Source organism: Runella rosea (genome assembly GCF_003325355.1).
Taxonomy (GTDB): domain Bacteria; phylum Bacteroidota; class Bacteroidia; order Cytophagales; family Spirosomataceae; genus Runella; species Runella rosea.
In genome coordinates this window covers 5,071,432-5,083,226 of sequence record NZ_CP030850.1, presented here as the reverse complement: position 1 = coordinate 5,083,226, position 11,795 = coordinate 5,071,432, and the positions used below count along the sequence as shown (strand labels likewise).

The window sequence follows — 11,795 nt, the reverse complement described above, 5'->3', positions numbered from 1 at the left end:
ACTTAAAAGCGAAACCTCAGGCTTAATCCCGCATTCCATCCGCTGCCTTTGGTGTGACTTTGGGTGGTTTGAAAAGGCTCCTGTCCTTTTCGGTAGCGCACGTTGGTTTCATAAAACCGACCGAGTCCATGTGTATAATTGGCCTGTAACGCGGCCTCAAAATGCCTTGAAACTCGAAACGACGCCTCCAATCCTCCCTGCAACGACAACTGATGCTTACGTAATTGTCTGAATGTTACCTCATAGAAATAATCGCCTTCCTGCGTTGAATATTGATTTCCGTTAACAATAGAATTGGTGGCGTTATCAAATCGAAACACAACGGGCTTTTCCAAATGCCTATACACTATTCCACCACGGGCCGAAAAAGTAAACCTTCCTCGACTGAAGAAATCGTAGCGTAGCCCAACTGGAATGACAAAATTTTGCAGGGATGAAAATACGCTGTTCCGATAAGCGCTGGGCCACACCCGAAAAACAGCAACCGAACGGGTAAAAAAGAAACCTGTTTCCAGATGCAGGCCAGGACGCACTTCATAGCCCAATCGTAGGCCCACCATCGGCATTTTAGTGACACTGGAGTTCGTAGGAAAACCTTCAACCTGAACGCCTTCATCGCGGGCCAAGGCTTCGAGCCCCAGGCTCCATTTTTCCTGCGCGTTTGCGCTCATAAGCAGGCTCAAACACAAAAAACTGAAAGTTGTAAGGGTGTATTTTGTTTTCATAATCCGATTCCAATTCTAAAGTTAATGTAAGGAGCAATGCCTGAAAAAGAACTTTCGGGGTCTTTGGTAAACCAGTTGAGGTGCCAATGTCCGCTTGGCAGAGTAGTTGTTACGCCGGCACCGGCGTCAAAATATCCCCACTTACCGAGCCGCCGCTGAATGCCCCAGCCCAACCGAAAACGAACAAACGCAGGCATTCCTTCTGTAATTTTCGGGACACCATGCGGTTCTCTGTATTCTTCGCCATTTTTCCTGATTCCGTGGGCAATTCCCTGAAGATGCTGATACCCGTACAGCGGTTTTTCCACCTGAAATTGCAGGTAATTATTGGAGAAATTATTAGCGCTTTTTCCCAGTTCCATTCGTTTTTTGATGGAATAATAGTATCTCGTCCCTAGCATCAACCCCGCATAATAGCCGTAGGAATAAGAATGATTTCGTCGGTAAATTTGGTTAATACCACCCATCACCGACCACTGTGGTTTGAGTTTGTGTTCAATACTTAGTTCGCTATAACCAACACCAGTTATTCCTGATCCTTTAGACCAGCCAAAGGTTGGTAAAAAGCCGATTTTAATCAGTGTTTTTTCTTCAATGTTGGCGTGCGTCAAATACCGAAAGGCCTCTTTCTTCTTGAAATCGGATTGCTCAATGCTTTCTTCAGCGTACTCGACCCGCACCGAATCTTTTTGCTGCGCCCAACTCAGAAGGGGAAACAGGACTGTTAATAAGTAAAATAATGTAGTTTTCATGGGATAAATAAGTAGCTGTTTTGGGGCGTATCAGTCACGTTTGGCGGCGGCGTTGCGCGTAGGTTCAATCAAAATCGGGCTATAACTGTTGCGAATCACAATCGTACCACGTCGGTTTTTGGCCTGAAAATCAAAAACATGTTTGTCAAGTATTTTTTTCAAGCGATCTTGATGAGTATTGGGCACGTTGATTTTAGCAAATACAGTTTCGACATCAAACGTAAAGTCATCCATGCTACGCGGCTCAACCACAATCTCGGTGCGGGCAGCATTGATTTTGAGCTGATTGAGGTCGTTGTTTGGCACAACACGCAACTTGCCGTATTTGCTTTGAAGCTGCCCATTTCCTCCTAAATCAATTAAATTCACATTGGCATTTTCGAGACGTCCGTTCAGCGTTACATTGAGTTTATCGCCCTCTATATCTGCATAATGACTTTCAATATCCAACCGTCCCGTCAAATTTTCAAGTGTTATTTTCCCAAATTCCGAGGATACTTTCAGGGAAGCCTGCAACTGTGTCGCAAATGTTTCCCCAAAAGTATTTGTAATGATTACGGGGCACCGAAAAGGCACAAACACTTCGTAATACGCCTTCAAATTGCTTTCCACGTCACCGTACGATTGTGGAACCTTAAACCGATTTTCAGCTTCAAATTGCAGGTTTGTTTTGATGGTATAAAGCATAAAAACAAGCTCCTTTTCGGCTACTTTACGCTCGGGATGTTTGGCAACCAGACGCAGTTTGAAACTCACCACTGGGCGGTTCCAGCCTGTAACACGCACATCAGCTTTTTGAGCGCTGATGTGCAGACTCATGCCTTCTCGGTAGTCGATTTCTTTTTCAATGGTTTTGGTGACTACCTGAACTTTAGTTTGGGCATGAATAGTACCAAAAACAAATGAAATAAATAGAAAGAATACGTAACATTTTATTCCTAATCGCGGGGCATATTTCCGTAGCTGTTTCATAAAACTCAGGTCAAATCATTAACTTTTGTACTAATTCTTTGGTAATCTCCGCCCGTTGATTCTCAATTTTAATTTGCGCCCGAACCAAATCAGGCTGTTCCCCAAACATTTTAATTTCATGCTCAATACGCGCTTTCTGCGAATTCAATTCATGCAACTCCCCTTTTAAATCCCGAAAGTCAGGCGTAGTACAGGCAGCGGACTTCCGTTGACATCCTTCTAAAATAAACACCTCTGCTTCAAGGGATTGACTTATTTTCACATCGGTAGATTTCCAATCAGCCACTAACTCAGTGCTGTAAGCAATGGTGACTTTTTGTGTCGATTGCCCATTCCACCAAACGCCTAAACCGACCGCAAAAACCACAGCAGCAGCTGCCACCCACGACGGCCAAAGTTGATACCATAACGGCTTCACTACGTCGAGTTGAGGTTCAATCCGACCCCATAAATCATCGTTAGGTTCCAACTCAAGAAGGTTGTTTACCTGCTCAACAAGTTGATCTTCAAACGCTAGCCTTGCCGACAGCTCTTCCCAAGCAGTTGCGCGAGGTTCGACCTCTTTCAGTTGACTTACGGCTTCTTCCCAGGTTTTCATTTTTTCAAAAGCAGGTAATCGTATACAATCGTTTTAATGTCTTGTCAGCCAAGTTCTCAATTTCTTTTTGGCATAATTCAATTGCGACTTTGCCGTTCCTTCGCTGATACCAAGCAGCACTGCAATCTCGTTGTGTCGGTATCCTTCCACTTCGGCCAATAGAAATACGGCGCGGCATCCATCAGGCAACTTTCGGATGGCAGCCTCCAATTCTTCGGCAGTAAAATAATCGGGCGGCTCAATCGAATGGTCGTGGCGTTGTTCGTCGAGGGTTTCCCAACGACGTTCCGCTTTCAGCTTGCGCAGTGCATGATGCAGAACAATCGTCTTGATCCAAGCACCCAATGTGCTTTCAAATCGAAAACGGGGCAAATCTCGAAAAACCTCCACAAACGCATCCTGCAACGCATCATGGGCGTGGTCGGCGTCGTTCAGAATCCGAAAGGCTTTGGTATACATGGCTCGTTTGTACCGCTCAAACAACAGGCGTTGGGCTTGACGGTCTCGGCGGAGACATTGTTCAACAAGTTGCGCTTCGGTTACATCGACTGACAAGGGCACGGCTGTTTGGTTTTCGATACAATGGGTAACGAAACGGGAAGAAGGTTGGAAAGTATCCGAAAATTATTTTTTGGAGACGCGAACAGTCGACCGCACCATGATGCTGGCAAGTACGGCTTCGCTTTCATTATGCAGGCGGTCGAGAGCCGTGATGGCATACGTATAACGCCGATTACGGAGAGCAGTGCGGTCAAGCGCGCGGGTTTGGCCTTCATAGCAGGCCGCCAACAGCCTTGGTTTTTCGCTGTCAGAATAGCGGTAAACGGCGTAATAATGCGCTTTATCGCCATCACGGGCGGGCTCTGAGGCATTCCAGCGCAACTCTACACCGTTACGGGTGTCGGATATCTGCAAGTTACTGGGTGTTTGCGGTGCTACCCGGTCTTTCCACGGCATCGTAGGCGGAAAAGCAGGTTCTTTATAGAAATTGGTACGCAACGAATCTGCGTGCCCCAATTTATTGTTAATCAAAGATTTAGAACTAAAAAATACACTTCCTGTAATTTCTGGATTAAGCCGAATAAACCGCATTTGGTTGGAGAATTCAGAAGCATTGGTCCAAGCCCTATCTTTCTCTTGCACCCCTACTTTATACGCGCCTTGTCCGATGTACAAGTGGCGCCCGTAGGTATGCTTCAGCCACCATGAAGTCAGGATTTTAAAAGGGACTTTATCGTGTTTAGTAGAAAAATAAATTTGCGGCACTATGTAGTCAATCCATCCCGCCTTCATCCATTTTTTGGTGTCGGCATAAAGGTTATCGTACGATGTTTGGCCCCCTTCAGTGGCTGAGCCTGTGGGGTCATCTTTCCGGTTTCGCCATACTCCAAAAGGGCTGACACCGAATTTTACGTACGGTTTCTCAGCAATGATGGCATCGCTGATTTGTTTGATGAGTTTGTCAATATTATCACGTCGCCAATCGTCTTTGCTTCTGAATCGCCCCCCGTATTGTCGGAAGGCTTCTTCGTCTTTTAAGGTCTGTCCTGTAACGGTATAAGGATAAAAATAATCGTCAAAATGAATCCCGTCGACATCGTAATTTTTAACAATATTGGTGGTAATACCCGTGATATACTCCCGCACTTCGGGAAGGCCAAAATTGAACAGCTTATAGCCATCATACTCAAAAACCCACTCAGGATGCTGGCGACCGATATTCTCGTTGGAAATACTTTTGCTTACGCGGTGCGATACCCGATTGAGATTGAGCCAAGCGTGAAACTCCATTCCACGCCGATGACATTCCTCAATCATAAACTCCATCGGGTCATAAAATGGCTCGGGTGCTCTACCCTGTTTGCCCGTAAGCCATTCTGACCAAGGCTCTTCACTTTTGGCGTAAAACGCGTCGGCGGCGGCACGTACTTGTACAAACACGGCATTAATGCCCGTGCGTTTGTGCGTGTCTAAAATGCGGATAAATTCTTCTCGTTGGTCTTCGGGAGAAAGATTCTTGCGGCTGGGCCAGTCAATATTATCGACGGTGGCAATCCAAACGGCCCTCATTTCTCGGCGTAAACCCATGGGGCCAAAGTCGCGGAAACCAGCGCGTGGTTTTTGGGCCGTTTTACAGCCTTCCAAACCTAAAAAAAGCAACAGACAGAGCCAGGCAAGGTGTTTTTTCACGCAGCAATTGAAATTGAGTTAGGGCAACACAGTATAATTTGTTCGCTATTATCGCTTTAAAAGTAACGTTTTTTATTCTAAAGTATTGGACGAAAGGCTATTTGATACCTCCACATTAGAAAAGGAGAAAAGCAAGAGGTTTATATCTTTTCATGCTGCCGGCGGTGAGAACACCGCCGGCACTTTTTATTTTCCTTTCACCAACGGCACCCGAATTGCCGATGGATACGCCGCAGAATGAAAAATTTGGTTATTGGCAACTACACCCGTTTTTTCATCGAAATTTTTCCCTCCTGTATTGAGATTTCGGTCAAAACGTGGAAAATTACTGCTCGATATTTCTACCCTAAGGCTATGACCAGGGGCAAAATAATTGGACGTTACCATAGGGCTGAGCGTAAGTTTGTACACCTTCCCTTTTTCCATCCATACCTCTTTGTCAAATCCCTCACGATAGCGAGCACGCAGAATCGTCTCATCCAGATTATAGGCACGCCCATCGGGATAAACGTCGATAAGTTTTACCGTAAAATCGGTGTCTTTGGCATCTGAGCCTACGTAGAGCGTCGTTTCAATCGGTCCCGACAGCTCTGCCCCCTCTTTGAATGGGTCAGTCGTGTACACTAAAATGTCGTGCCGAGTTTCCATTTGGTGCTGGTCAAACGAACCTCCCTGAACCGCCGTACCCGTACAGCAAACGTTGCCACCGTAAGAGGGAACTGGGAACATAGGGTCATACGCAAACCCATCCGATTTAGACTCTTTGACTGGTGCAGCAAGCGTGAGTTTTCCATCTCCGTAGAGGCTGTTGGCTTTACCACCGCTTGTGAGGTAATAAGTAGTCATTTCAACGTTGGCAGGTGGCCACGTATCAGACGACTGCCACTTGTTTGACCCCATCGTAAAATACTGAACCTTAGGTGTTTTCTTAGCAAAATCGTTAGCATCACCTTTCAGCCAAAGATCAAACCATGCATAAATCTGCTCATCATAGTTGAGGCGGGCATCGCCCATGCTACGCTCACCCACGATGGTGTTTTCAGTGGCACGTTTGTAGGCGCAGTGAAGCGTAGGAGCAATGACTAAGTATTGATTGTCGCGCACTTGGGGGTCAGTGGCGTTTTTACGAACATGATTATAAAGCGCAAGGTTGGGGGCACTCGACACATCGTACCAAGATACAAACCAAAAACTCGGTACGCCAAAAGGCATATTGTCATGGTACAATCCTCCTTTGAACCAATCTGGGTCATTGGGTTTGCGGACAATCATTTTATCATAAACACCTTTTTGCCCGTTCACATTTTTGATTATATCCTGTACTGGAAGATGACGCAGCCCCTTGGACCAATCGACAGGAGGCATTTCGGTCGCTAAATCGAAATAGCGCGAAACCCGTACCAATTCTTCCTGCGTGGCATTTTTGGGTAACTGCGGGCGAATCGCGTCGTTTTGGGTTCCATATAACCACGCCGTAAACAGCATCTGCTGTGCACCACCTCGGTACCAATTGCCCTGCTCCCAAAACTCTCCTACTTTTCCTACGCCCGCGCCAAAGCCTTGCGGCACCATTGCGGCATGAGAAGGATGGTCGAGGGCGGCCACGGCCATTTGCCATTCGGCAGTAGAAGAACAGCCCAGCGTACCGATTTTTCCGTTGCACCAAGCCTGCTTAGTCAACCATGAAAAAGCATCGTATCCATCAGTAACAGGCGTTCCGAGAATATCCCACTCACCTTCCGAAAAAAACCGTCCGCGCTCATTCTGAACTACATACGCGTACCCGTGCGAAACCGCATCCAGTGCCTGTTGATAGGTTCCGTTTCTTTGTTCACCGTTGCCCCACGAATTAAAATTATAGGGAGTTCTGGAGAAAATCACCGGAACAGGCTTGTCCGTTTTAGGGCGAAAAATATCCGTTGCCAAACGAACGCCATCTCGCATGGGCATCATCACTTTTTGGTCAACCACGGCAATCGCCTGTAGTTTTTTTAGGACATCTTCTTGAGCAGCGACTGGCAAAGTGGCTACACACAGCCCAATGAAAATCAATAAGAATAGTTTTTTCATACGAAGGTTAGTTTAACACCTCCTCAAAACTAACCAATTCACTTTCAAACGCCAAAAATGACGCTAAATTGATATTTTTACGGCAAAAATGGTTAGCAGTTAGGTATTAGCACGGTTTTTGAAAGTAGAAAAAAAGGTAGCATTTCAAGCTACTGATGGCTGTCCCTGCATTTTGATTACCAAAGCAAAAATGATGAAACTCGTATTACAAAGTCTGATTTTAGGAGTTCTTATTGGATCAAACGTGTTGGCACAACGCGTTATTCCGACCGAACAGGATGAACGCCGTTTATGGCTTACGGTAGGCGTAGGTCCTGGACTTCTGAAAGCGGGCAGTGCGTACAGCACTAAGCCCTTATTTTTGACCAAAGCAGGACTGGGCTGGCAAATTTTCGCTTCACCTTATTACATTGTAAATGAGCGAATTAATATGGGATTAAAATTGGGAGGCATCTTCCGTCCAAAGTTTGAAGATGCAGAATCCAACAGTATCATTCAACCCAAATTTACCTCCTACGGGTTGTTTTTTACGGACATTTTTCTAACCCCCGCTTATCGAAGCTGGGGAGCTCCTGCCAAAACACGTTTTTATATCGGACTTAGTGCGGGCGCTTCCTACTTTGGGAAATTGGAAGCCAAAGACTTAGTAACCCAACAGGTATATTCCCTTCGCCGACACGGAAAAGAGGTTTTTTTTACCGCCGCCCCTAAAATTGGAATTGTGATTGGCGAAATAAAGTTAGAAATCGAGCACAACATAACGACCCCTTTCAACCCTGACTTCACCTCCTTCACCATCAGTACTGGTATCCCTTTAGGAGTTTCTAGGTATTACTAAAGATAGAGGGGCATGCAGTCTTTTTATTCTTCATAACAGCGCAGAGAACCCCATAATCTCTCATACTTTAAAAACTATATCTTTTAAACCCACCTCGGCAAATCCTTCTCATCTACTTACCATCTCTCATTTATTATTTTATTGTCTGTCTCCTGATTACAGAGCCAATGTCATAAATTGGAACAATTTCAACCATTCCTTATCAAAGTTATATTTATTGTCATTTTCATTCAAAAAATATACCTAATATATTAAATAAATTATATTATAGGCGCAAGAATTAACATAATTTTTATCAAGAAAAGCAGTAGTTACGGGGCCCAAAGCTCTTCTAAAATTGTATTCTGTTTTCAAACTGTTTTTTTTAACTTAAACGCTGTACTGACAGCCTAAATTATCACTATGGAAAAACCCTTACAACCGCATGGCCGGTTTAGCAGGATGATGCGACTATCCACCGCACCCTTCGTTCTGTCTTTTTCCTGCCTCACATTTGCCTATGCTGCTCCTGATCGAGATTTGCTCGAAAGAAACGCCAACGTTCGTTTAGAAGAAAAAGCTGTTGATAAAACTATCTCTGGAAAAGTTGTAGACGAAACAAATAGTGGGTTGCCCGGCGTAAGTATTGTTATCAAAGGTACCCAACGCGGTACTGTAACCGACGGGAATGGCCTCTTCAAATTGGAAGTCCCCGACAATGCTACGCTCATTTTCTCTTTCGTAGGTTACGTGCCACAGGAAATCGCCGTTGGCAATCAATCCTCCATTAATCTTACCCTGAGATCAGACAGCAAAGTATTGGAAGAAATTGTGGTTATCGGTTATGGTACCCTTAGAAAATCCGATTTAACGGGCTCGGTAGCTACCGTGAAAGCTGATCAACTCATGGAGCGTCCTGCACCTTCGCTTGCACAGCAGCTATCGGGTAGAATGGCTGGAGTACAAGTAAATACCAACTCTGGTCGCCCTGGAGGTAGAACCACGATTCGGGTACGTGGATTTAGTTCTATCAACTCATCCAACAACCCGTTGTATGTAGTAGATGGTGTAATGATGCCACAAGGAACCCAAACGCAGTTTACTTCGGCGATTGACTACATCAATCCCAACGACATCGTGTCAGTAGAAGTACTGAAAGATGCCTCCTCTACCGCTATTTACGGAGCTAGGGGAGCAAACGGGGTTATTCTTGTAACCACCAAAAAAGGAAAAGCAGGCGAAGGTACTGTCACCTACAATGCAGATTTTAGCGTAAACACCATCGGGCCCAACAGACCACGAGTATTAAATGCCAAAGAATACATGGCCGTAGAAGAATTGGCCTGGGCCAACATGGCCAAATACGACCCTGTTGGCTGGGCAGCTGGTAGGTTTGCAAACCTCAATCCAAAGTTACGCAGGGTAGATCCACGCGTCTGGAACCCCGATGGCAGCAATAAGTATGATACCGATTGGTTTAAAGAAACTACCCAAAACAAACTGTCTCAGAATCACCAATTAGGTTTTAGTGGTGGCAATGAGCGCACACAATACAATCTTTCATTGGGCTACCGCGATGACCAAGGCTTATTGAAACAGTCTTACATGAAACGTTATTCTGCCCGTTTTACGATTGATGACCAAGTGAAAAAATGGTTGAAAATAGGCGGTACGCTTTCTTATAACAACCAATCAGAAAATATCGTGGACATCAACGATGCCGTAGCACGTCAGATTGTTGAAGACTTTCCGTTTTTGCCAGTAAGATACGAAGATGGTACTTATGCCAACAATCGCGATTATCCACTTGCCGAAGGCACTTTCAGTTCTGTTCACCGTTTGGAAGGTCGTAAGTACATCGTAAACAACCAAACAACATTGGGTAGCTTGTACTCCAACATCAACATTGCCAAAGGGTTGGAGATGCGGACGGTGTTGGGGGTCAATGTACAAACCCAAGAAATAAACCAATCGCAGACCCGAACACTTAATATTGGTGGTAACGGAAACGCCTCTGCCAACAATAACCGAGAAACTTTCTGGTCATTGGAAAACTATTTGACCTACAACAAGCAAATCGGTGACAAGCACTCTATCAATGCCTTAGCGGGACTTTCGTGGCAAGAAACCAATGTGTTTGGTATCGGCGCAAGTGTAAACAACTTTGCCACTGACTACTTTGGTTTTAACAACCTGGGTGCAGGTGCTACCAACCCTTCCGTTAGTTCTGGAGCCTCACGTTTTGCTTTTAACTCCTACTTTGGCCGTGTTAATTATACATTGTCAAACAAATACTTAGTAACCCTGACAGGCCGCGCCGACGGTTCATCGAAGTTTGGAGAGAATCACAAATTTGCCTTTTTCCCCTCGGGAGCTTTGGCTTGGCGGGTTTCTGAAGAAGATTTCTTGAAAGGCAACTCGATTATTTCTAACCTCAAAATCAGAACGAGCTACGGCTTGACTGGAAACTCTGAAATTCCTCCTTATAGTTCGTTATCTTTGTTGAGCTCAAACTACGCCACTGTGTATAACGACGGGCGGATAGCGGGTACAGGTCTGCAACGTTTGGCTAACCCTGATTTGCGTTGGGAAAAAACAGCTCAAACCGATGCAGGTATCGAATTAGGCTTGTTTGGAGGAAGAATAACGCTTGAAGCCGACTACTACTATCGCCTTACCACTGACATGCTTTTGGATGCTCCAGTACCGCAAACCAGTGGCTATGCTACCATCCGTAGAAACGTAGGATCAATGTATAACAAAGGTGTTGAATTAGCTTTAAACACTATCAATATCGACCGTGGTGGATTCCAGTGGAATACCAACTTCAATATTTCATTCAACCGCAACAAAGTGCTTTCATTGGCTACGCCTTCTGATATTTTCAACGTAGGTGGTCCTAACTTTACTAATCCTACCAATATCATCAGAATTGGCGAACCCGTAGGTTCTTTCTGGGGCTTAACTCGCTTAGGAGTATGGAGCGAAGCTGAGCGCGAAGAAGCGGCTAAATTTACCAGCTACCGCAACGGCTTGACCATCCTTCCTGGTGACATCAAATACCTTGACGTAAATGGCGACAAAGCCATCACCGATGCCGACCGTAGTATCATCGGAAACGGTAGTCCAAAAGCTTGGGGAGCCATGACCAATACATTTCGCTACAACAACTTTGACTTGACCTTCGAGATGCAGTTTTCGTATGGCAACGACGTAATGTTGATGAACCTACACCCCAGCGAAGACCGTCAAAACTTAGCCAACAGCTACACGTCGGTATTGAACGCTTGGACACCTCAGAATCAAAATACAATGATTGCCGAAATACGTGATACCCGTGCAGGCTACGTAACCAACGTGGATACCCAATGGATAAAAGATGGGTCTTTCTTACGGGGTAGAAACCTTTTATTGGGTTATACTTTCCCAAGCAACGTAACCAGCAAACTCAAAATGAGTCGCCTCAGAGTGTATGCTTCGGCCCAAAACTTCTTCCTCGCGGTGAAAGATAAGATTGTAGGTGATCCAGAAGTTACTCCTACCAATCAAGGAAATGCCAACAGTGCGTTTTCGCAAGGTATGATTTGGCACAACTATCCTAAACCCACTACTTTCATGATTGGATTACAGGTAGGGCTTTAATTCATCACTGTTTTACATCTAAATCAATT

At 45.2% G+C, this 11,795-nt stretch carries 9 protein-coding genes; 2 read left to right on the top strand and 7 right to left on the bottom strand.

The features are described from left to right. Positions 1-2 precede the first annotated feature (2 nt). From DR864_RS21065 to DR864_RS21035, 7 genes are all read right to left on the bottom strand, one after another. A complete protein-coding gene (locus DR864_RS21065) occupies positions 3-725 on the bottom strand; it encodes an outer membrane beta-barrel protein (RefSeq protein ID WP_114068827.1) in 723 nt (240 codons plus the stop codon). Further along, positions 722-1,477 carry a hypothetical protein gene (locus tag DR864_RS21060; RefSeq protein ID WP_114068826.1) on the bottom strand — a complete coding sequence of 252 codons (756 nt, stop codon included), beginning with the start codon at positions 1,475-1,477 and terminating at the stop codon, positions 722-724. Before DR864_RS21060 ends, DR864_RS21065 begins: the two co-directional genes overlap by 4 nt. Before the next feature lie 30 nt (positions 1,478-1,507). Further along, positions 1,508-2,449 carry a DUF4097 family beta strand repeat-containing protein gene (locus tag DR864_RS21055; protein ID WP_114068825.1) on the bottom strand — a complete coding sequence of 314 codons (942 nt, stop codon included), beginning with the start codon at positions 2,447-2,449 and terminating at the stop codon, positions 1,508-1,510. Positions 2,450-2,459: 10 nt separating this feature from the next. Then, entirely contained in the window at positions 2,460-3,047 is a 588-nt protein-coding gene (locus DR864_RS21050; RefSeq protein WP_114068824.1) for a hypothetical protein, read from the bottom strand. Positions 3,048-3,080: 33 nt separating this feature from the next. Continuing rightward, complete coding sequence (locus DR864_RS21045) at positions 3,081-3,608, bottom strand: RNA polymerase sigma factor (RefSeq protein WP_114068823.1); 528 nt, start codon at positions 3,606-3,608, stop codon at positions 3,081-3,083. 63 nt (positions 3,609-3,671) lie between these two features. Continuing rightward, positions 3,672-5,237: a glycoside hydrolase family 10-like protein gene (locus tag DR864_RS21040; protein ID WP_114068822.1), complete on the bottom strand. Its 1,566-nt coding sequence runs from the start codon at positions 5,235-5,237 to the stop codon at positions 3,672-3,674. Positions 5,238-5,423: 186 nt separating this feature from the next. Next, on the bottom strand, positions 5,424-7,307 hold the full coding sequence (locus DR864_RS21035; RefSeq protein ID WP_114068821.1) for a CocE/NonD family hydrolase: 1,884 nt from the start codon (positions 7,305-7,307) through the stop codon (positions 5,424-5,426). A gap of 190 nt (positions 7,308-7,497) precedes the next feature. Here DR864_RS21035 and DR864_RS21030 point away from each other — a divergent pair, with 190 nt between their 5' ends. Together DR864_RS21030 and DR864_RS21025 are read left to right on the top strand one after the other, a co-directional pair. Next, positions 7,498-8,145: a hypothetical protein gene (locus tag DR864_RS21030; protein WP_162794013.1), complete on the top strand. Its 648-nt coding sequence runs from the start codon at positions 7,498-7,500 to the stop codon at positions 8,143-8,145. 402 nt (positions 8,146-8,547) lie between these two features. Continuing rightward, positions 8,548-11,766 carry a SusC/RagA family TonB-linked outer membrane protein gene (locus DR864_RS21025; RefSeq protein WP_114068819.1) on the top strand — a complete coding sequence of 1,073 codons (3,219 nt, stop codon included), beginning with the start codon at positions 8,548-8,550 and terminating at the stop codon, positions 11,764-11,766. Positions 11,767-11,795 lie beyond the last annotated feature (29 nt).

Bases quoted from the DNA above. Each gene is read 5' to 3' on its own strand.
- DR864_RS21065 (WP_114068827.1), bottom strand. From the start codon at position 725: ATGAAAACAAAATACACCCTTACAACTTTCAGTTTTTTGTGTTTGAGC.
- DR864_RS21060 (WP_114068826.1), bottom strand. From the start codon at position 1,477: ATGAAAACTACATTATTTTACTTATTAACAGTCCTGTTTCCCCTTCTG.
- DR864_RS21055 (WP_114068825.1), bottom strand. From the start codon at position 2,449: ATGAAACAGCTACGGAAATATGCCCCGCGATTAGGAATAAAATGTTAC.
- DR864_RS21050 (WP_114068824.1), bottom strand. From the start codon at position 3,047: ATGAAAACCTGGGAAGAAGCCGTAAGTCAACTGAAAGAGGTCGAACCT.
- DR864_RS21035 (WP_114068821.1), bottom strand. From the start codon at position 7,307: ATGAAAAAACTATTCTTATTGATTTTCATTGGGCTGTGTGTAGCCACT.
- DR864_RS21030 (WP_162794013.1), top strand. From the start codon at position 7,498: ATGATGAAACTCGTATTACAAAGTCTGATTTTAGGAGTTCTTATTGGA.
- DR864_RS21025 (WP_114068819.1), top strand. From the start codon at position 8,548: ATGGAAAAACCCTTACAACCGCATGGCCGGTTTAGCAGGATGATGCGA.